The sequence below is a fragment of the Rhizobium sp. L1K21 genome, assembly GCF_024055895.1.
Lineage (GTDB): Bacteria > Pseudomonadota > Alphaproteobacteria > Rhizobiales > Rhizobiaceae > Ensifer_A.
Map to the genome: position 1 here is coordinate 83,172 of NZ_JAMXLE010000009.1, position 19,929 is coordinate 103,100.

20 protein-coding genes are annotated in these 19,929 nt (G+C 56.9%); 3 read left to right on the top strand and 17 right to left on the bottom strand.

Annotation, left to right across the window (positions count from 1 at the left end; all coding sequences use genetic code 11):
• Positions 1–18: 18 nt before the first annotated feature.
• Genes NHF56_RS19820 through NHF56_RS19845 form a run of 6 tightly spaced genes read right to left on the bottom strand, consistent with a single transcriptional unit; the run spans position 19 to position 6,171 of the window.
• Entirely contained in the window at positions 19–543 is a 525-nt protein-coding gene (locus tag NHF56_RS19820; RefSeq protein WP_252807833.1) for a flavin reductase, read from the bottom strand.
• A 10-nt stretch (positions 544–553) separates the two neighbouring features.
• Complete coding sequence (locus tag NHF56_RS19825; protein WP_252807835.1) at positions 554–1,081, bottom strand: nuclear transport factor 2 family protein; 528 nt, start codon at positions 1,079–1,081, stop codon at positions 554–556.
• Positions 1,078–3,195: an acetate--CoA ligase family protein gene (locus NHF56_RS19830; protein WP_252807839.1), complete on the bottom strand. Its 2,118-nt coding sequence runs from the start codon at positions 3,193–3,195 to the stop codon at positions 1,078–1,080. The genes NHF56_RS19825 and NHF56_RS19830 overlap by 4 nt, the downstream gene beginning before the upstream one ends.
• Positions 3,188–4,078 (bottom strand): SMP-30/gluconolactonase/LRE family protein, encoded by an 891-nt coding sequence (locus NHF56_RS19835; protein WP_252807841.1) that lies wholly within the window; start codon positions 4,076–4,078, stop codon positions 3,188–3,190. Before NHF56_RS19835 ends, NHF56_RS19830 begins: the two co-directional genes overlap by 8 nt.
• 56 nt (positions 4,079–4,134) lie before the next feature.
• Complete coding sequence (locus NHF56_RS19840) at positions 4,135–5,355, bottom strand: ABC transporter substrate-binding protein (protein WP_252807844.1); 1,221 nt, start codon at positions 5,353–5,355, stop codon at positions 4,135–4,137.
• Positions 5,356–5,412: 57 nt separating this feature from the next.
• Entirely contained in the window at positions 5,413–6,171 is a 759-nt protein-coding gene (locus NHF56_RS19845) for an SDR family NAD(P)-dependent oxidoreductase (protein WP_252807846.1), read from the bottom strand.
• Positions 6,172–6,405: 234 nt separating this feature from the next.
• On the opposite strand from NHF56_RS19845, the gene NHF56_RS19850 reads away from it, so the two are divergent.
• On the top strand, positions 6,406–7,185 hold the full coding sequence (locus tag NHF56_RS19850; protein ID WP_252807847.1) for an IclR family transcriptional regulator: 780 nt from the start codon (positions 6,406–6,408) through the stop codon (positions 7,183–7,185).
• Between the two features lie 18 nt (positions 7,186–7,203).
• On the opposite strand, the gene NHF56_RS19855 is transcribed toward NHF56_RS19850, so the two are convergent.
• The 11 genes from NHF56_RS19855 to NHF56_RS19905 form a co-directional block, all read right to left on the bottom strand.
• A complete protein-coding gene (locus NHF56_RS19855; RefSeq protein WP_252807850.1) occupies positions 7,204–8,133 on the bottom strand; it encodes a branched-chain amino acid ABC transporter permease in 930 nt (309 codons plus the stop codon).
• Positions 8,133–9,017: a branched-chain amino acid ABC transporter permease gene (locus tag NHF56_RS19860; RefSeq protein WP_373456348.1), complete on the bottom strand. Its 885-nt coding sequence runs from the start codon at positions 9,015–9,017 to the stop codon at positions 8,133–8,135. Before NHF56_RS19860 ends, NHF56_RS19855 begins: the two co-directional genes overlap by 1 nt.
• Positions 9,014–9,733 (bottom strand): ABC transporter ATP-binding protein, encoded by a 720-nt coding sequence (locus NHF56_RS19865; protein ID WP_252807854.1) that lies wholly within the window; start codon positions 9,731–9,733, stop codon positions 9,014–9,016. The genes NHF56_RS19860 and NHF56_RS19865 overlap by 4 nt, the downstream gene beginning before the upstream one ends.
• Complete coding sequence (locus NHF56_RS19870; protein ID WP_252807856.1) at positions 9,720–10,484, bottom strand: ATP-binding cassette domain-containing protein; 765 nt, start codon at positions 10,482–10,484, stop codon at positions 9,720–9,722. Before NHF56_RS19870 ends, NHF56_RS19865 begins: the two co-directional genes overlap by 14 nt.
• 23 nt (positions 10,485–10,507) lie before the next feature.
• The gene (locus tag NHF56_RS19875; protein ID WP_252807858.1) at positions 10,508–11,671 is read right to left on the bottom strand and encodes an acyl-CoA dehydrogenase family protein; all 1,164 of its coding nucleotides are present in this window, start codon (positions 11,669–11,671) and stop codon (positions 10,508–10,510) included.
• Positions 11,672–11,673: 2 nt separating this feature from the next.
• Positions 11,674–12,450, bottom strand: a complete 777-nt coding sequence (locus NHF56_RS19880; protein WP_252807860.1) for an enoyl-CoA hydratase/isomerase family protein — start codon at positions 12,448–12,450, stop codon at positions 11,674–11,676.
• Positions 12,451–12,461: 11 nt separating this feature from the next.
• Entirely contained in the window at positions 12,462–13,586 is a 1,125-nt protein-coding gene (locus NHF56_RS19885) for an acyl-CoA dehydrogenase family protein (protein ID WP_252807863.1), read from the bottom strand.
• Positions 13,583–15,235: a long-chain fatty acid--CoA ligase gene (locus NHF56_RS19890; protein WP_252807864.1), complete on the bottom strand. Its 1,653-nt coding sequence runs from the start codon at positions 15,233–15,235 to the stop codon at positions 13,583–13,585. The genes NHF56_RS19885 and NHF56_RS19890 overlap by 4 nt, the downstream gene beginning before the upstream one ends.
• Before the next feature lie 154 nt (positions 15,236–15,389).
• Positions 15,390–16,187 (bottom strand): oxepin-CoA hydrolase, alternative type, encoded by a 798-nt coding sequence (locus NHF56_RS19895; protein WP_252807866.1) that lies wholly within the window; start codon positions 16,185–16,187, stop codon positions 15,390–15,392.
• Between the two features lie 132 nt (positions 16,188–16,319).
• Positions 16,320–17,558, bottom strand: coding sequence for an SDR family oxidoreductase (locus tag NHF56_RS19900; protein ID WP_252807868.1), 1,239 nt, complete (start codon positions 17,556–17,558; stop codon positions 16,320–16,322).
• Positions 17,559–17,756: 198 nt separating this feature from the next.
• Positions 17,757–18,404, bottom strand: coding sequence for a TetR/AcrR family transcriptional regulator (locus tag NHF56_RS19905; protein WP_252807870.1), 648 nt, complete (start codon positions 18,402–18,404; stop codon positions 17,757–17,759).
• A gap of 207 nt (positions 18,405–18,611) precedes the next feature.
• On the opposite strand from NHF56_RS19905, the gene NHF56_RS19910 reads away from it, so the two are divergent.
• Together NHF56_RS19910 and NHF56_RS19915 are read left to right on the top strand one after the other, a co-directional pair.
• Positions 18,612–18,992, top strand: a complete 381-nt coding sequence (locus NHF56_RS19910; protein ID WP_252807872.1) for a hypothetical protein — start codon at positions 18,612–18,614, stop codon at positions 18,990–18,992.
• 213 nt (positions 18,993–19,205) lie between these two features.
• Complete coding sequence (locus NHF56_RS19915) at positions 19,206–19,925, top strand: TetR/AcrR family transcriptional regulator (RefSeq protein WP_252807874.1); 720 nt, start codon at positions 19,206–19,208, stop codon at positions 19,923–19,925.
• The last annotated feature ends 4 nt before the right edge of the window (positions 19,926–19,929 follow it).

Consider the following 19,929-nt stretch of genomic DNA (forward strand, 5'->3'; position numbering starts at 1 on the left):
AAGATGTGCTGCTCGACCTCACTCGGGTGCGACACGACGGAAGAACCCGTCGCGATAGAGCAGTGCGTTGAATTCGGTGCTTGTGACGGCGACGACGCGGCCAAAGAGCACTTCATGCGTGCCATGGATGAGCGACTGCTCCAGCACGCAGTCAAAGGAACTGACCGACTCTTCAAGGATCGGGGCTCCAGTCTTGAGGCCAGTCCAACGGCCCAAAGCAAGCCGCGCCTCACCTTTCAGCTCATGATTGGAAAATGCGCGCGCCAGATCCGATTGCTGCTCACTCAGGAAATTGACCGCGAAAGCTCCATTTTCCCCCACAAGGCTCAGCATTTTCGCCCGCCGGTTCACACAGACAACAATGGTCGGCGGATTGGTCGTCACCGAACATATCGCTGTTGCTGTCAGGCCGTTGCGGCCACGTGGTGAGCGCGCCGTGATCACGGCAACCGGCGACACGACACGCCGCATTGCATGTTTGTATTCTGCTTCCGACACTGCGTCCGGCAGGTCTTGAACGTCTTTTGGCGAAACCAATTCCACTGAGCGCCGCCTATTCGTGCTTGGGAAAAAGTGCGTAGACAGGATCGTGCGGCATGTTTGAGCCGATTGGCGCACGTGGCCCGAACCTTTCTGCCTCACTGTCCTTTGGTGGCTCTTGGTGTTCGACCCAGTCGTAAACGACCGTTCGCTTCAGAACGCGCCATTCGTCGCCACGCTTTTCGAAAAGGTCGCAGTAGCGCCCACACAGCAGCACCTGACGCTCGATCCCGTCGGCACCTGTTCCGCGCTGGAAGGCAATGAAATAGGTCTCGACGGCTGCCTGTCCATTATCGAGAAACTCGATCAGGATATTTCCCACATTGTGAATGTTGCGGGGCCCTGTCTTCCAGACAGCCCTCGCCATTTCGAAAAACCCTTCGACAGGCCCGTCGTAGGCGCCGTGGCAATCATGCGCATCAGGCCAGTAGGAAGAAACGAGTGCTGCCTCGTCGGCCCGGTCAATGCCTCGGCAATACCGGTGAATGCAGTCGCGGATCGCTTCCTTGTCCAAAAGCGCGTCAAGTTTCGGATCGCTCATTGTTCCTCCAGCGTCTTCATTTGCATGAGTGCATCCAGCGCCACGACGCCTTGTCCTTCCGGCAGCACCCTGACGGGATTAAGATCGATCCCCGATATACGGTCGCGATGGGCCGCGGCGAAACGCGATAGATCACTCAAGAGCCCCGCCAGCGCATCAACATCAGCTGGCGGTTCGCCGCGCACGCCCTCAAGCATCGGATAGCCGCGGATTTCCCGGATCATGCGGTGCGCCTCCTGAAGCCCGAAAGGCACCACGCGGAATGTCACATCCTTCAGCACTTCCACGAAAATGCCGCCAAGGCCGAACATCAGGATCGGACCGAAAACGGGATCGTCGTGAACGCCGACGATGGTTTCGACGCCGCCCTTGACCATCGGGGCAACCAGCACACCCTCAATACGCGCCTCCGGCATCGCCTTACTGACGCGGGAGAGAATATCGTGCGTGGCTGAACGCACATCCTCTGGCGAAGTCAAGCCAAGTGCGACTCCCCCAATTTCAGTTTTGTGCGCAATGTCGGGTGAGCAGATTTTCAAAGCGACGGGGAAGCCGAGTGACTGCGCTGCCGCCGCGGCATCGTCTGCTGTCGTGGCGAGCCGTTCATCAGCAAACTGTAAACCGGCCTTTCTAAGCACCGCCTTTGCCGAAGCTTCACTGAGCGGCCCGTGAGGCAAGTCCATGGGGGCCATTGGATTGACTTGCCCATCCTTCCTGGCAAAAGCCTCAGCAAAATCGACCAATGCGCCAAAGGCGCGTGCCAGCTGCGCTCCATCTTCGTAGACCAGGAAGCCGTCCTCTTCATACTGCGCAACAACGTCCCGCGGTGCGGACATCGTCAAACCACGGATCGCTTCGCTGCGCGATGCCAGTCCAGCCATCAGAGATTCCCGAAGAGGTTTGGCAAAGCTTCGGCTGGACGGCCCTGTCCCCAGGATTGCGGAGAAGAAATCGTAGCCGCCTTTTTCCATCATCGTCCTGACGAAGGCGGTCAGTATCTCCCAGTCGCTCACAGCCTGCGCGGTGGCATCCACCGGGTTTGCCGGTGAGGCAAAGGGCAAAAGAGCCTTGAGTTCGGCCTGCGCGGAATCTGGCATGGCTGCGACGTCCAGCCCGGCATCGGTGCAATCGTCCGCAAGCTGGATACCGAACCCGCCCGACATGGTGAAGATGCCGACCTTGTTGGCAGACGGAAACCGACCGCGGGCGGCCGCATAGGCAATATCGATCTGCTCAGCTGTGGTGCGTGCACGGTAGACGCCATGCTGCCTGAGCACGGCATCGAAAACAGCGTCGGAACCGGCCAGGGATGCCGTGTGTGACTGCGCCGCCTTGGCGCCCGCCTCCGTCCTGCCCGTTTTCATGAAGACCACGGCTTTGCCCGCGCGTCGCGCACGCTCCAGCGCTGCCCGGAATCTGTCGCCGTCGCCAATCCCTTCGGCATAGGCCATCACAACCTGTGTTTCCGGCTGGTCAATGACATATTCCAGAGCCTCAGCCATGCTGATATCCATCTCGTTGCCCGTGGTGATCCACTGGCTGAGACCCAAGCCCCGAGCGCGCGCCAAATGCGCCAGATGCGAACCGTAAGCACCGCTTTGCGAAACAACGGCCACAGGCCCCGGCTTCAACAACTCGCCATCCAGAATGACCGTGAAAGTGCCATAATAGCCGGTCGCGGGGTTCATCACGCCAAGGCAGTTTGGCCCAAGAAGCCGCATTCCGCCTTTTCGCGCAGTCTCCGCGATCTGTTCCTGCAGAGCTGCGCCTTCGGCGTCGGCCTCTGCGAAACCGGCTGAGAAGACCACGCCGGATGAAACGCCGCGTGCAACACAGTCTTCGACCGCCGAAAACGTACCTGCCGCTGGCAGGGCAAGAATGACCGTATCGGGAACCTCGGGAAGATCGGCGATAGAGGGATAGGCCTTCAGCCCCTGCACCTCTGTCCGCTTCGGGTTGACCGGATAAATCGCCCCCGCATAACCCGCCTCACGCATGAAACGCAGCGGGCGGCCGCCGATACGCCGTACGTCGTCGGATGCCCCAACCAATGCAACACTGCGTGGAGCGATGAGCGACGTAAAGGCGTTTGTCTTTGAATGTATCTCAGCCACCGAACTTGAACCTCGGTTCCGGAAGACCCTTTATGCCAAGGCCCTCAAGTGCAAAAATGTGGCCACCATAGGGGTGGCGGGAAATGGCACGCCCCGAGCCCGAATCCTTGATCGACGTCATGTAAAGCGTATCCATGTCCGGGCCGCCGAAGGTAATGCAGCTCGGCATATCCACCGGAGCCTCAACCAGCCGATCCAGCTTGCCATCCGGTGAAAAGCGTCCGATCTTGCCCACATGTACCAATGCAACCCAGATGAAGCCTTCGGCATCAACGGTCGCGCCATCGGGGCCGGAGCCATGCTTGCTGGTGTCGATGTGCGCGCGTGGCTCAGTTAAGGGGTCACTCTCGGGCGAATAGTGGTAGGCTCTGATCTGGCGATCCAGACTGTCAGAGAAATAGAATGTCTCTCCATCTGGGCTGAAGCAAATCGAATTCGAAATCCGGATTCCCGATGCGAGCCGCTCAACCTTTTGTTTGCCGGTAATGCGAACAAGTTCAGCGACAGGATCGGCATGAACACCCATGGTGCCACAGACAAAACGACCTTGTCTGTCAACCTTGCCGTCGTTGAACCGAACGCGATCATCCTTGGGCTCAGGACGATAAAGTGGTTCCAGTGCGCCGGTTGCCAGATCGACCAGATAGATCCCATCGCGCAATCCGGTGATCAACCGCCCCACATCTTCTGTGAGCCCTACACACCCGACCATTGAAGGCATTTCCACTTCGGAGAGCCGGTCTTCGGCATAGTCGAGATAACGGATCAGGCGTCTTGCACCATCGACCCAATAAAGCCGCCCGATGCGCTCGTCCCATACCGGGCTTTCGCCCAGCAGGTCCGGCCTGTCGGCAATGCGGGTTGCTATGATTGTAAGTGTCATGAAAACTCCGGGAATTCTTGATGCATGGCCCGGTTTCCCGGGCCATGCAGCCGGATTTATTTCTTCACCAGCGGGCAAGCGCTTTCTTCAAGCGGCGGCCAAACATCCTTGGCGTCCAGCTTGCCGATGATCTTGTAGTAGTCCCAATCACCGGTGGACTCGGCAGGCGTTTTCACCTGCACCTGCAGCATGTCGCGGAAGACAACACCGTCTTCCCGGATCGATGCCTTTGTGAACAGATCATCGACCGGCATTTCGCGCATGTTCGACATGACGTCGTCGCCTGCATCAGAGCCAGCTGCTTCAATGGCCTTCAGATAATGATCTACCGCAGAGTAGGTTACGGTCTGGGACTCGTTTGGTTTGCGGCCGTTCATTGCCTCGCTCCACTTTTCAGAGAAGGCGCGCGTTTCCGGGCTCTGGTCCCAGTAAGCCGGTGCAGCAGCAATCAGGCCCTGCATGGTTTCCAGGCCGATACCGTCAACGTTGTTTACCTGCATGCCCAAAGGCGCAAGCTTCTGGCCGGCTTCAGCAATACCGAATTCCTTTGCCTGTTTGAGAACGTTCGCCAGGTCGGATCCCGCATTTGCAATCCCGATCACCTTTGCGCCAGAAGCCTGTGCCTGCAAAAGCTGCGAAGAGAAATCGTTGGCACCGAGCGGGTGAAGAACCGATCCCAATACCTTACCGCCATTGGCCTCGATGAATTTGGTGGCATCCTCCTGCCACGCCTTCCCGAACGTGTAGTCAACGGTAATAAAGTACCACTCGTCCAGCCCTTGGGCGAGCTGCGACATCACGGACCCCTTGGCAAGCGTGTAGGTGTTGTATGCCCAGTTGGTGTTATAGGCTGTACACTTGGAATTCGTCGTCTCTGTCGTTGCCGTACCGGCGATCAAATACGGCTTCTTATGCGTTGCCATAATATCCGACACAGCAAGCGCGATGGATGAAGCAGAGCAGCCGACAATGGCGTCAACGCCTTCATTCTCCACCCACTTCAGCGCTTGGGCCGCACCAATATCCGGCTTGTTCTGGTCGTCTGCGACAACCACCTCAATGGGAACCCCATTGATTGCCCCGCCATGGTTTTCAACCGCCATCTTGACCGAAACCACCGAGCCTTGCCCGCAGTTGTCGGCATATGGGCCAGACTGGTCGTTCATGACCCCGATCCGAATGACCCCGTCCGAAATCTCGGCATGGGCTGGAACTGACGACAAGGACGTAGCCGCCAGGAATGCGGCAGCGAGGCTGCCTTTCCGGAAATAATTCATGTTTCACCTCCCGTTATTGTGGGCGAATCCTCTCAAAAATCGCCCGTTTCACCTCGCCTAAGAGAAGGCGTAGGTTATTCCTCCATCCACAAACAGCATATCGCCGGTAATGAACGACGCCTCCTCCGAGGCCAGAAAAACTGCCGCATCTGCCATATCCGATGGTTTGCCCAGACGGCGGATCGGAACCCGTTCACGTCTTCGCTCCCAGCCCTCCTCGGTGACAACGCGCAGCGCTCCATCGGTCTGCGTCGGTCCAGGAGCAATCGCGTTCACGCGTATATTGTCCGGCCCGAACTCAGCAGCGCCCGAACGGGTCGCCGCCGCAACAGCAGCCTTGACGGCGCTGTACATAATGCCATCCTTCATGGCGAGGACGGCCGAAGGAGATGCAATATTGACGATCGCACCGCCGCCCGCCTCACGCATTTGCGGCAATACGGCCTGGTAACCCCAGATCACGCCCTTGAAACCAACATCAATCATCAGCCCGATTGTTTTCTCGTCCTGTTCTTCGAGCGGTCCATAACGGTTGAACATCGCATTGTTCACCAGCAACGTGACCGGTCCGAACTCAGCTTTGAGAGTTTCGGCGGCGCTGAAAACATCCGCGCGCTTTGCGGCGTTTCCAGCAACGGCCAGCGCCCTGCCGCCTGCATTGCGAATTGCCTGCGCAACCTCCTCTGCAGGTTCCTCCTTCAGATCCAAAACGCCGACGGCAGCACCTTCGCGGGCATAGGCTTCACAAATGGCACGGCCAATTCCCATGCCGCCGCCTGTCACCAGCGCAACCTTGCCGCTCAGCCTCTTGGACATATAGCCTCCCTGCCGCAAAAGCCTGCGCCTCTGCGATCCTTAAAATTCAATTCGCTCTTGTTCGCGGTAAAGTGCGGACTGTCAGGCTGCAGCTCGGCAACAGCCTAGTTTTACCAAGTCCGGACCTCCTCCAATCCTCTGTTACAGAGTGTGTCACAGCACGTTGAAAATGACCACGATTTTGTATATATGCAGTGAAATTTCACATTTATGAAATTCAAAGCAAGAGGCACCATGATCGACGCCAAAGTCAAGTCCGCTGCGCGCGCCTTCGAAATACTTGAACATTTCCGGATTGGTCGCCAACCGCGCTCCATGTCCGAGATTGCCATCAGCCTCGATTATCCACTTTCCAGTACAACGGTCCTTCTCAAGACCTTGGTAAAACTTGGGTATCTGAATTACGACCGGCGCGCCCGGGTCTATTTCCCCACCACGAAGGTTTCCGCGCTCGGCGAATGGATCCCCAAAGTCCTGTTTGGTTCCGGGCAGGTCCTCGACGCCATTCAAGACCTCCATGCTGAAACCGGGGAGGGTGTCTTTCTCGGCGTCAAAAACGATGTTTACCTGCAATATATCGCCACCAAGCCCTCAATCCACGCCCTGCGTTTCCATATTGACGAGGGCACCATCCGTCCGATCACCAAGTCGATAGCCGGTCTTGTATTGCTTTCCACCATGCCCGCTGAAAAGCTTGAGAATACAGTTCGTCGCGCCAATATCGCCACGCCCAACCCGGCTGAAAAGGTCAAATTGAGCGCGATACAAGCACAGATTGATACCATCCGGGCAAACGGCTACGGCTATATCGAAGACTTGCCGTTTGAGGGTGGCGCCACCTTCGCCATGCTGGTCCCCGAGCTGGTGCAAGGCCAGCCGGTAACGCTTGCGCTTGGCGGCGTTACGGAGCGGTTCCGGCGCAACCATGATTTATACCTTGAGGCCCTGCGCAAAGCTGTCAAATCGATCCGGACTGATCCGGATTTCGACAATCCGGTGCAAATCGAACTCTGACGCCCGCAAAGGCACGGTTCAGTTCGCCTTTCTGCTGCGGATTCGCCTGATAAGCGCCCCGGCCTCGCCGACGACGCCGCGCCGCATAAACAGGATGACCAGGATCAAGATAATGCCCTGAGCAATCAAAGCCCACTCGCCGAACTGTGCCAGTTCATCATTCATGACAATGATAATCCCCGCGCCGACCATTGGACCACTCAAGGTCCCGAGTCCGCCGAGGAGCGTCATCAATATGACCTCGCCGGAAACTGTCCAGGAAACATCAGTCAATGTGGCGAAACCGAAGACTGTCGCCTTCAGACCGCCGGCCAATCCCGCCAGCCCCGCCGAAATCGTCATTGCCAGGATCTTGAAGCGTTCGGGGCGAAACCCGAGCGATTCCACGCGAACCTCGTTATCGCGAATCGCCTGGAGAATTTCACCGAATGGCGAATGCACAATGCGGTAGACCAGAAGGATCACCAGAAGCGTCGCCGCCAGCACAAAATAGTAGAAGGTCATGCTGTCGGAGATGTCAAAAATGCCAAACAGGTTCGACCGCGGAATTCCCTGCATGCCATCCTCGCCCCCCGTGAACTCCGACTGCAGCAACAGGAAGTAGACGAATTGCGCAAACGCAAAGGTGATCATGGCAAATTGAATTCCCGATCGCCGGACTGCAACAAAGCCGACAAACGCACCCAGTGCAGCGGAAATCAAAGCCGAAGCCAGAATCGCCAGTTCGATCGACATGCCGGTGGTCTTCAGCATCAATCCGGTCATATAGGCCGATAGCCCCAGAAACATTGCCTGCCCGAAACAAAGCAGACCGGCATAGCCCAAAAGAAGATTAAACGAGGCTGCAAAGATCACAAAGCAGAGAATTGTCATCAGCAACACGGGGTAGACAAAAAATGGGGCTGCCAGCGAAAGGGCAATGCCCGTGAGGACCAGAGCGATACGCATCAGTTTCCCTTCCCGTTGAGCTGCACACCCGGCCGGAATATCAGAACGACAAGCATGATGAAGAAGATAACGAGGTTTGCACCCTCGGGATAGAAGACCTTGGTCAGTCCTTCGAGAATACCAAGGACATAACCGGTCACGATTGCGCCCACGATAGAGCCCATTCCGCCGATAACGACAACTGCGAAAATGGTGATCATGAGCGTCGAGCCCATAGAAGGCGACACCTGATAGATTGGCGCTGCCAGCACACCCGACAAGCCTGCAAGACCAACACCGAAAGCATAGGTTAGCGTGACCATGCGCGGCACATTGATCCCGAAGCTCTCGACGATCTCTGGTGCCTGGTTAGCGGCGCGCAGATAAGCGCCCAGCTTGGTGTGTTCGATCAACAACCAGGTCCCCAGGCAGGTTACAGCCGAAAAGAGCACGACCCAAAGCCTGTACCATGGCATGAACATGAAACCGAGATTAACGCCACCGGGCAGCGGTGAGCTGTAAGGCAAACCGGTTGAACCATAGCGCTGACGGATCAGCCCCTCGATGACCAGTGTTGCCGCATAGGTAATGAGCAACGAATAGAGGTGATCGAGATTGGCGATTGGCTTCAATATCAGCCGTTCCATCACCAGGCCGAATGCCGCCACCACGACAGGTGCGATAAACAAGGCCCCCCAATATGGCACGCCGAATATATTCAAAAGCAGCCAGGCAACGAAAGCGCCGAGCATATATTGCGCACCGTGGGCAAAGTTCACCACACGCATGAGGCCGAAAATAATCGCCAGCCCCATGGCAAGCATTGCGTAGAAGGAACCGTTGATGAACCCGATCAGAAGCTGTCCGAACAGCAATTGCGGTGTGATCCCGTCGAACATAGTCACACTCCCAGATAGGTCTTGACGCGGTCGACATTGGCCGCGAGTTCTTCATTGGTAAGCTGATCGACGACCTGCCCATGCTCAATCACCACATGCCGGTCTGCAACGGCCCGCGCGAAGTTCAGGTTCTGCTCGACCAGAAGGATGGTATAGCCCCTCGCCTTCAGCTGGCGGATCTGGTTGCCGATTTCCTTGACGATGACGGGCGCAAGTCCTTCACTTGGTTCATCAAGCAACAGAAACTTGCAGCCATTGCGCAGGATCCTGGCAATTGCCAGCATCTGCTGTTCACCCCCGGACAGCTGTGTGCCACCAGAGGATGCGCGCGCCTTCAGATTGGGGAAGGCCTCCATGAGCTCGTCATCTGTCATGCCGCCTTCAATCAGGTGTGGTGGCAATGTCAGGTTTTCCCTCACGGAAAGATCGGAGAATATGCCCCGCTCCTCCGGACACCAGGCAATACCCTTGCGCGCGATCTGGAATGTACGCAGGCCAATAAGCTCCTGGCCCTCAAACTTGATAGAACCCTGGCGATTGCGCACAATGCCCATAATCGACCGGAGTGTGGTGCTCTTGCCCGCGCCATTACGGCCAATCAGGGTAACAAGTTCTCCCTTTTTGACCTTGAAGTTGACGCCGTGCAGCGCCTGGCTTTCAGCATACCACGCCTTGAGGTTATCGACGGCGAGCAGCGTCCCGTCTGCATCATGCGGCATCATCAACTCCCCCAAGGTAAGCGGCGATTACTCTCTCATCGGAAGACACCTCAGCATAATTGCCTTCCATCAGCACCTGCCCTGCCTGCAGCACCGTAATGCGATCAGAGAGGGTCGAAACGACGGACAGATTGTGTTCAACAATCACGATCGTGCGATCCCGCGACACCTTGCGGATCAGCTCGGTGATCGGCTCGATATCTTCATGCCCCATACCGGCGGTCGGCTCGTCCAGCAGCATCACCTTCGGCTCCAGCGCAAGCGTTGTTGCAATTTCGAGCGCCCGTTTCTTGCCATAGGACAGTTCCGCAGCCTTCATATCACGCGCATCGGCGAGGCCAACCTGTTCAAGCAGGTCTTCGGCCCGTTCATTCAGCTTGTAGATTGAGCTGATTGGGCTCCAGAACCGCCATGCGCTGCCGTGGCTTGACTGGAGCGCAACCCGAACGTTTTGCAGCGCGGTCAGGTCCGTGAAAGTGGCCGATATCTGAAAGGACCGGACCATCCCCTTTTTCGCCACGTCGCTCGTGCGCAGTCTGGAGATGTCTTCGCCGTCCAGAATGATTTTCCCGGTGGAGGGCTGAAGCGTCTTGGTCAGAAGATTGAAACACGTCGTCTTGCCCGCGCCATTCGGGCCAATCAACGCATGGATTGCCCCGCGCCGAACCTTCAGATCGACGTTGTTGACTGCCCAAAACTCGCCAAATCTTTTGCCGATTCCTCGGGCTTCCAGTGCATATTCCGTATCTGCCACAGCGCTCCTCCCGATTGCGCAACCTACCTGGGTAGACCGAGCACACCTTTCGCCAGAACCTCTCTTTGAATCTCGTTCGAGCCGCCAAAGATTGCGGGGGCCCGACTATCGAGATAGAGGTTCATCGCATCCACATCGCCCTCTCCCGTGGGCAAGTCATCCCAGTATCGCGCTTCCTCTCCCGCGACACTCAATGTTTCTTCCGTGATACGCTGGTAGAGTTCGGAACTGAATATCTTCAGCACGGAAACATCCGGCCCCAGCGTGCCGCCTGCCCGCAACACCCGCGCAAATCGTTCGAATGCGGAACCGAGATCAAACAGATCAAGCCTGAGCCTGGCATATCGCGAAACAAAGCCTGCATCACTGAAGGCACCACGATCCCGGGCAAGGCGTTCCAACCGGCGCAGCGCGTAAGCAGGACGCGACGGCGCACCCAGAAAAATACGTTCGTGACCCAGCACCGCCTTGGCCAGCGCCCAGCCCTGATCCACCTCGCCCACAACATTCTCGGAGGGAACATACACATTGTCAAAGAAGACCTCGCAGAAATCCGCCTCCAGACGCAGGTTCGGGATCGGACGCACCGTAACACCGGGCGTGGTCATGTCGACCAGCATCACGGTGATGCCGTTCTGCCGTTTCTTGCCGTCATTGCTGGTTCGCACCAGCAATAATATCCAGTTCGCGCAATGGGCCAGCGTCGTCCATATCTTCTGTCCGTTGACAATGAAGCCATCGCCATCTGCAACAGCTGACGTCCTCAGCGAGGCCAGATCCGAGCCTGCATTCGGCTCCGAATAACCCTGGCACCAGACATGCTCACCGCTCAGTATCTTGGGCAGGAAAAAGTCTTTCTGCGCCTGTGTCCCGTATTGGATCAAGAGCGGGCCGGTCAGACCGATTCCGTGGTCGGGAATGCGCGGGCAGCCAAGCCGGGCCCATTCCTCGACATAGACGATATGTTTGCCCGCATCCAAGCCCATGCCGCCGTATTCCTGTGGCCATACCGGCGACAACCAGCCTTTTTCGGCAAGGCGATGATACCATACCGATACTTCGTCAAAGAGCGGGCGCTGTTTGCGCATGAAACGCAGTTCGGCCGGGCAGTTTGCGTCTACCCATTCGGCAAATATCGCGCGGAATTCTTCGTCGCTCAGCGCGTTCCAATCTTGCTGCTGTGCCATGATCAATCGTCCGAAAAAACCGCAGGGCGCTTTTCAAGGAAGGCCGCCATCGCCTCCTTGCTGTCTGCCGTGCCTGTCATCTCAACTGTCAGGTTCTGCTCAAACCGATAGCCGTCCTTCAGACCCATGGTTTCGACCGTATTCAGCGCGCGTTTGGCCAGCTTGATTGCCGTCGGCGATTTCGAAGCGATATTGCGTGCCATGTCCATCGCAGTATCCATAAGCTCTTCGGGCTCGACACAGGCCTCGATAAGGCCGCGACGGTAAAGCTCTTCTGCGGGAACACGGTAGCCTGTCAGCACCATTCTTCGCGTGAGGCCAATCGGGAAAACACGCATCGTGTGGCGCACACCACCCATCAGACCGATGTCGATTTCCGGCAGGCCGAAGACGGCGTTCCTGGATGCCACAATGATATCAGAACAAATCGCCAAACCCATGCCCGCACCCAGTGCAGGACCGTTCACGGCGGCGATAACGGGAATGTTCATTTCCATGATCACGAAACCCACTTCGCGTGCGCGGCGCAAGTGGCGGTTGACTTCGCCCGGTTCCCATTCGCTCTGCTTGGCCCGGTTCTTGATATCCGCACCGGCAGAAAAGACCTTGCCATTGGCAGTCAAGACAACGCAGCGCACGCCCTTTTTGTGGTTCAGTTCATCGAAGACCCCAATCAGCTCTTCCATGAAGTCCTTTGATTGCGCGTTCACCGGAGGGGCGTCCAGGGTGACGACGGCAATATGGTCTTCGATCACAGTCTTGATCAGATTGTTTTTCATGTCCGGTCCTTTCAAGCCGCAACGCCTTCCAGCGCCACGAACTGCAGACGCAGCTCTTCGGGCTGCCCCAGCGTTGCATTCAGGGCCACCGCCCGTTTCATAAAGAGTCCAATGTCGCAGGCATCGGTGAAACCCATCGCGCCGTGCAGATGGATTGCCCGCCTTGTGATGTTGACCGCGGCTTCACCCGCCCTTGCCTTGGCCGCAAGGATTGCCAGACGAGAGGCGTTATTCTGCCCCTCTGACAGCGTCTCCACGGCGTTCACGACAGCAGCAGAAGCAAATTCGGCTTCGCCCCACATATCCACCAAACGGTGCTGCACGACCTGAAACGAGCCAATAGCCTTGCCGAACTGCACACGCTCTTTCGCATAGGCAACCGTCCGTTCGATTGCTGCCGTGGCAATGCCAGCCATCTCGGCTGCAAGAGCAAGCCGCGTCGTTGTAACGGCTGCATCCATGGCCACATCCACTTCACTGCCAATGGCCAGAAGCGCGTCCTCTTTGACCTTTACATCCGCTAAACTGAGCCTTCCCAACCGCGTTCCGTCCAATGTCGGAGCAGTCTCGATTCTCAAGCCTTCCGCACTCACAGGAAGCGAGACCAACATCTGTTTACCATCCGCTTCCGCCAGCACGATAAAGTCTGTTGCAGACGTGGGGGCGCTGACGTGTCGCATCTCGCCAGACAGGCTGAATTCCTCTCCAACCTTGCGCGCTGAGACCGGCGCAGCTGCACCATCGCGGCCCTGCCATGCCGGAGACACCAGCGCCGTTCCGGCAATCAGTCCCTCCGCCAGTCTGGCGCACTCACCACCGCTGCAGTGGGACAGCAGCACGCTTGAAAAAATGCTCAGCTGCGCCAACGGCTCTGTCAGTAGGGCTCGACCAAGTGCCTCGCTCAATACTGCCTGTTCGGCAATGCCAAGACCGGCACCGCCCTTATCCTCAGGCAAAAGAAGACCCAACCATCCAGCCTCCGCCATCGCAGACCAGACCTCCCGATCGAGGTCACCACCGTTGTCACGCCGCGCCCGGAAAACGTCTGGCCCGGCATGCCGTGCAGAAAACCCCACGACACTGTCGCGCAGCATCTCCAGCGTACCGTCAGGGTCATCAAGGATCAGTCCGTTCATTCCGCCGCTCTCCCGCTTGTTTCGGCCAATTCAGGCAGTACATACTGTGCGTATTGTTTGCGCAGCTCCATCTTCTGCAGTTTTCCCGTTGCTGTGTGCGGCAGGCTTTCCACAAAGACGACGTCATCAGGCAACCACCATTTGGCAACAAAACCCATCAGAAATTGACGCAGTTCAGCCCTGTCTGGTGCCTCACCCTTTGGCACCACGACTAACAGCGGGCGCTCCTGCCACTTGGGGTGCGGCACGCCCACAACGGCGGCCTCGGCCACTTTGGGATGACGCATCGCTGCATCTTCGAGGTCGATGGAGGAAATCCATTCACCGCCCGATTTGATAACGTCTTTCGCCCGGTCTGTGATCCGCACAAAGCCATCCTCGCTCATCGTCGCGATATCACCGGTTGAGAACCAGCCATCGGCGTCCGGCCCCTTGCCTTCGCCGCCGAAATAGCCTGATGTGACCCATGGCCCGCGCACCTGCAACTCGCCGGGCGTCACGCCATCCGCCGCCAATTCGCGGCCTTCATCATCCATCAATCGCAATTCGACACCAAAAACCGGCCGGCCAGCCATACAGCGAAGATCGAAACGTCCATCGTCGCTTAACTCGTTATGCTTGAACAACGGATTGGCAACGGTTGCCACCGGCCCGGTTTCACTCATCCCCCAGGCCTGACGTGGAACCGCACCGATCGATTCCAATCGCCGCATTAGCGACTTCGGCGCCGCCGAACCGCCAACAATCACTCGCTCCATCTTCAACTCCGAGCGCGCATCCAGACCGGAACCTTCAATGTAATCCATGAAACCCATCCAGACCGTTGGAACGCCGAGGGAGAAGGTGCAGCCCTCGGCCTTGGCAAGGTCGTAGAGGCTCTTCCCGTCGAGATGCGGGCCGGGCAAGACGAGCTTGGCACCGCACAGTGGCGAACCATGCGGCACACCCCAGGCATTGACGTGGAACAGCGGCACGCAAAGAAGCGTACTGTCATGGTTTGAGAGCGCCAGGCCGTCGACCTGGCACAACATCATGGCGTGCAGCAGCGTTGAGCGATGTGAATAGAGCACACCCTTGGGATTGCCCGTGGTGCCCGATGTGTAGCAGAGACCGGAGGCTGTATTTTCATCAAAGACGGGCCATTCAAACGCGCTCTGTTCGGGGGCAATCATGTCCTCGTAACAAAGCGACCCGTCGGGCATCCCATCCATATGCCCGCCATCTGTCATGGCGACATAGTTTTCGACATGCTCCAGCCCCGGGCGCAACTCAGATACCAGCGTGCTGAAGGTGATGTCATACATCAAAACCTTCGCCCCGGCATGGTTGATGATATAATTGAGTTGCTCGGGGAACAGCCGCGGATTGACCGTGTGAAGCACAGCACCAATTCCAGCAACGGCAAAGTAAAGCTCCAGGTGACGATGCGTATTCCAGGCAAGTGTCGCCACGCGGTCTCCATGCCCAACGCCCATCCGGATCAAAGCATTGGCAAGCTTGCGCGAGCGCTCCGCCAAGGTACGATAGCTATCCCTGCGCAGATCGCCTTCGCACGTCTTCGAAACGATTTCCGTATTGGCGTGATAACGCGCTGCGTGCTCGAGCAAACCCGATATCAGAAGCGGGCGCTCCTGCATCAATCCAAGCATCTTGTGACCTCCCGTTTACCGGATCAGCCTCCACTCCGATCCTTGGTGCATCTCGTCATAGCGGACCCACACTGTCAACAAAAACTCTTATGTGAATACAAACTTCACAGATGTGTAAAATGACGAGTGCAGCATGGGGAGGTCAGGTTCTGGATTATGACGGAGAAAAGACCGGCTTGCGCTTTTCAAGAAAGGCCTGCAAGCCTTCTCCTGCCTCGCTTCCGTATCGCGCTTTGTTGATGTAGCGGCTCTCAAGTTCGATCTGTTCGGCAAGGCCATTAACCTGCGCCTGTGCGATTTCCCCTTTGATGACCGAAATGGCACCACTTGCGCCGACAGCGCAGGCGCGTGCGAGATCAAGCGCGGCATTCAGGGCTTCACCGTCGTCAGTCAGCATGTTGATGGCACCGGCTGCATATAATCTGTCTGCAGACGCCGGACGGCCCAGCATACAAAGCTCCGAAACCAGCTGACGCGGCAAACACTCCGACAGAAAATGCGTCGCACCGCCGTCGGGTGTCAGGCCGATCTTGACATAGGCGGCGGTAAACTTGGCCGAACCGGACGCAGCAATCATATCGCAGGAAAGTGCCAGCGACAGGCCAAGCCCTGCAGCGCCGCCTTCAACGGCAGCAATCACCGGTTTGGGACAATGTCGGATCGCAAGGATCATGGCTGCAAGAGCATCGGTATTGCGGCTAACCTCAGACAGCGGCTGGTTGCGCCCTTCTTTCAACGCCGACACATTGCCGCCTGACGAGAAGAAGCCACCGGCTCCCTGCAGTATGATTGCACGGATTTGCGGGTCATTGCCCGCATCGACAATCTCGGCCCGCACGGCCTTGTATTGCGCCAGGCCAATGGAATTGCGCGTCCTCTCACCCTTGAGCGTGAGAAGCTTGATGTTGCTATCGACGACTTCAGAAAGCACCTGCGTTTCATTGTCATTCATTGAGCATCCCCTTTTTTCAAATTGGAGTGATCCAACAGCTCAACCTGCCAATCTCCTGGCGGGACCATGGGCTTTCACAGATCAAAAGTGCTGCAGCTATTTTCGTTCCGGCGGGTGCTGCAACTGCAGCCATCAAGACAAGCCGCTGGCTTCCAGCACTTGCCCAGTTATGTATGACGCATCATCGCCGATCATAAAGCGGCACAGTTCACCCAGGCCTTCAAGCGTTGGCCCCTGCCACAAAACCGTATTCACGCGCATACCCGATCCGGCCCACTCCAACGCCAGGGTGCGAGAGAGCATTGACAAAGCAGCGGCAGCAGCACGCGCCGAAGGGCTCTCCCCCCTGTCGACGACAAAGACCAGATTGAAATCCGGTGTTCGATTGGCAATTGCCGCGCAGGCTTTTGCAGATGAAAGCGCCCATTCCAGCATTTGCGCCGGTGTCAATGCACGGCCAAGAGCGCCCGCATCCACGACAGCTGCGAGCGGTTCGGCATCGGTCAGCGCATCGAAACGCGGCAATCCAAGCGTGCTCAAATCCGACCGGTCATTCTGGCCAAGAAGTACAATATTTCCCTTTGAACTCGTGCCTTTTGGAGGGCCTTCCATTTCAGGCGGCGGCCCCATGGATCCGCCTCCATCAACAAGCAGGCTCTGCCCATTGATGGTACGACCATGAGCAGAAGCAGAAAATGCAACCGCAGCAGCAATATCCTGAGGTGCCGCGAGGCGTCCCAATGGAATGGTTGCGGAGACCTTTTTGAGATCGACCCGTCCCTCTCTCTCCAGCTCCTCCACAAGAGGCGTCAGCGTATAGCCCGGAGCGATTGCAACAACGCTGATCTGGCGCTCTTTCAACTGCGCGGCAAGTGCTGCGGTATATTCAACCACCCCGGCCTTGGTGGCGCTATAGGGGCCGCGCAGTGCCAGTGGCCGATAGGCAGCACCAGAGGCAAGGTTGACGATAGACGCACCGGGCGACAGGATTTTCGCAGCCGCTTCCGAAACACATTGAAGCGCCGTCAGGTTGACCGCGACGAGACGGTCAAATGCCGCCTGCGGGAGATCAAGCAAGGTGCGCCCGGAACTGTCCGTCACGCCCGCATTGTTGACAACAAGGTCCAGACCGCCAAGAGCAGCCTCAGCTTTTGCAGGCAAGGCATCGGCAGCTTGCGGATCGGTCAGGTCAACCTGAATGGCGACATGTCCGCCGCCCAACCGCTCAGCAACATGCCGGGCTTCCTCAATATCGATGTCGGCAACGGCGACACGGAATCCTTCGTTCGCAAGACGCTGGCAGATTGCCTGACCGATGCCTTTAGCGCCACCTGTCACCAAAGCGCGTCTGCGCTTGTTTTCCGTGTTCATCTTGATCGCCTCCCCTGCGCTCACGCCTGCCGACTGACCGGTCAGTCAGCTCGAGGATAACGCCGCGCATGCATCTCTGCAATGGATTTTTTGGATGTATCCGTCGAACGGCGCATCAATGACAATACGAGCTGCGTGGTCAGCCAATGATGTTGCTGAATTTGACTTTATCTTGGCCCAGGTAGTCTGGCGTTAGCTTTATTTCCGGGCAATGCCACAGAGAAGAATGTCGGCATATTGATCGACAATTTCCTCGGCACTCATTGCTTTTTCAGGATCATACCAGCGGTGCATCCAGTTAATTCCAGAAAGGACCAGGCGGCCCGCCCCTGCAGGATCAACCTCATTGAACTCGCCCGATGCAACACCATCGCGGATGATTTCCCTTAGCATGTTTTCAAATTGGCGACGGTAAGCAATTCTCAAGTCCGTCGCTCGTTGATCGGGGTCAGACCAGAAAGCATTGCTGGCAGCAATCCAGGCTGATCGATGCTCTGAAAAAAACGTGGCCGTGGATACCATGAAGGCACGCAGCTTCTCAGCTGCGGTGCCTTCCGTCGGGATACGCGATTTGACGAACGTGTTCAGGTGTTGCGTTGCTGCAAAGGCGATACGCCCGTAAATGTCTTCTTTGCTTTTGAAATGGTGATACAGCAGGGCCTTAGAGACGCCTGCGGCATCAGAAATGTCGCGCATGGATGTAGCTTCATAACCTTTTTCTGCAAAAAGCCTGGCACCGGTTTCAAGAATTTCGCGCACCCGCGGGCTAGGCACGTCATCCACCAGCCTTTCGGCGCTCATCTTTCCACTCATCAGTCGATTCCCACGCATCTCAATTGCAAACAATTTGCCCCCTACTGACCGGTCGGTCAAGCTTCCCCGTGCCCAACGGGGTGACGGACTTGAAGCTCTGTGTGAAGGGCTATTCCTGTGACAAGGCACGTAATTTTGAGGATCGGGCTCTAACGATTTCAGACACTTCTCGACTTGCCAAAACAACACCGATGATCCCCAACCAATCTTCCGAAGCCAATTGCTGAGTTGGCGGATTACATGCCCGAAGTGCGGATCACTGTTGCTACATCCACCCAGGATCAGAAGCCCTCGGTTTTCCAGCACTACATCAACGCTGCAATCCGAGGCGAATGCTTGCTGGACGAAGAAGTGCTCGGTAGGATCATCCCTGGAAACGAGGACACATTAGCTGAGATATGTGTTGATTTCCCAACGCCGCAAAACCCGGTATTACCTTTACACCTGCACCCTGCTCTTTTGGCCGGCGTCGCCATCGTACACATTGCGGGAGCCGAGATGTTATTCATGTTGCGGCAATCAACATTTGCCACCAACCAAACGCATTTCGACCACAAGACGCTCCCATTCCTCTTAAACGCAGAGAAGGAAAGACATAGAAGTCCGATACAATTAATTTGAGAAAATAGCCTCACAGATTCTCAAAATTAGGTGCCAAAAATTCGATAAATCAGCTCATTCTCACGCTTGAGTGCCAAGCGACAAATCAGATGAGCAATGCCTCCCGACATTCAAACTGCAAACTGTCTCAATTCATTTGCTGGCGGACAGGTTGGCAGACCCATTTAATGGAGTTATCTTAACTGGGAGAATTCGGAATTTAGGAGCAAACGGTTGACTCAGCCGACCGCGATTGAAAACAACGCCGCTGTGACGAAAAATGGAAAACGTGCGGACACACGCCTCTCATTGATCTTGGCAGCTGAGCGCATTTTCTCTGAAGAGGGCATATCCAACACCTCTTTGAGGCGGATCACGCAAGCGGCAGGTCAACGCAATGAAAGCGCGATCCATTATCACTTCGGGTCCCGGGAAGGTGTTGTGCAGGCTATCCTCGATCTGCGCACAACGCCCATCAATGCGGCGCGTATTGCCCTTGTTGAGGAAATGCGGGCCGCTGCGGGCGGGGCTCCGCTTGGTTCACGCGACATCGCACGATTGCTCGTCATTCCGCTCGCCAACTACTTGCGCAGCTCTGCTGGAAAGAGTCACTACCTTCGCTTTCTCAGCATGCTGTGGATCGACCGACCCATATGGCGCAAATTTGAAGGCCGCACGCAGGACGCCGGCTTGCGAATGATGCGTGAGGCTTTGATTGAGGCCAAGCCGCATATTCCCGCAGTCGTCATGCGTCAGCGATTTGCGATGGCCATGCAAATGGGAAGCTCCATTCTGGCGCGCATGGAGCGGCTCGCCTTTGACCGCAGCGAAACCTACGACTGGTACAAGACAGAGGCACAGATTGCAGATTTGATCGATTCAATCGCGGCTGTGTTCGACGCCTCCCTTTCACCCGAAACCGTGCGCGCCCTGCGGCAATGCGGTGAGCTTTGAAGCG

What these genes read in the sequence shown, in the direction of transcription:
- NHF56_RS19890 (WP_252807864.1), bottom strand. Translation starts at nt 15,235, where the DNA reads ATGCTTGGATTGATGCAGGAGCGCCCGCTTCTGATATCGGGTTTGCTC.
- NHF56_RS19835 (WP_252807841.1), bottom strand. Translation starts at nt 4,078, where the DNA reads ATGACACTTACAATCATAGCAACCCGCATTGCCGACAGGCCGGACCTG.
- NHF56_RS19900 (WP_252807868.1), bottom strand. Translation starts at nt 17,558, where the DNA reads ATGAACACGGAAAACAAGCGCAGACGCGCTTTGGTGACAGGTGGCGCT.
- NHF56_RS19840 (WP_252807844.1), bottom strand. Translation starts at nt 5,355, where the DNA reads ATGAATTATTTCCGGAAAGGCAGCCTCGCTGCCGCATTCCTGGCGGCT.
- NHF56_RS19895 (WP_252807866.1), bottom strand. Translation starts at nt 16,187, where the DNA reads ATGAATGACAATGAAACGCAGGTGCTTTCTGAAGTCGTCGATAGCAAC.
- NHF56_RS19855 (WP_252807850.1), bottom strand. Translation starts at nt 8,133, where the DNA reads ATGCGTATCGCTCTGGTCCTCACGGGCATTGCCCTTTCGCTGGCAGCC.
- NHF56_RS19845 (WP_252807846.1), bottom strand. Translation starts at nt 6,171, where the DNA reads ATGTCCAAGAGGCTGAGCGGCAAGGTTGCGCTGGTGACAGGCGGCGGC.
- NHF56_RS19825 (WP_252807835.1), bottom strand. Translation starts at nt 1,081, where the DNA reads ATGAGCGATCCGAAACTTGACGCGCTTTTGGACAAGGAAGCGATCCGC.
- NHF56_RS19865 (WP_252807854.1), bottom strand. Translation starts at nt 9,733, where the DNA reads ATGATGCCGCATGATGCAGACGGGACGCTGCTCGCCGTCGATAACCTC.
- NHF56_RS19910 (WP_252807872.1), top strand. Translation starts at nt 18,612, where the DNA reads ATGCCCGAAGTGCGGATCACTGTTGCTACATCCACCCAGGATCAGAAG.
- NHF56_RS19880 (WP_252807860.1), bottom strand. Translation starts at nt 12,450, where the DNA reads ATGAAAAACAATCTGATCAAGACTGTGATCGAAGACCATATTGCCGTC.
- NHF56_RS19850 (WP_252807847.1), top strand. Translation starts at nt 6,406, where the DNA reads ATGATCGACGCCAAAGTCAAGTCCGCTGCGCGCGCCTTCGAAATACTT.
- NHF56_RS19875 (WP_252807858.1), bottom strand. Translation starts at nt 11,671, where the DNA reads ATGGCACAGCAGCAAGATTGGAACGCGCTGAGCGACGAAGAATTCCGC.
- NHF56_RS19885 (WP_252807863.1), bottom strand. Translation starts at nt 13,586, where the DNA reads ATGAACGGACTGATCCTTGATGACCCTGACGGTACGCTGGAGATGCTG.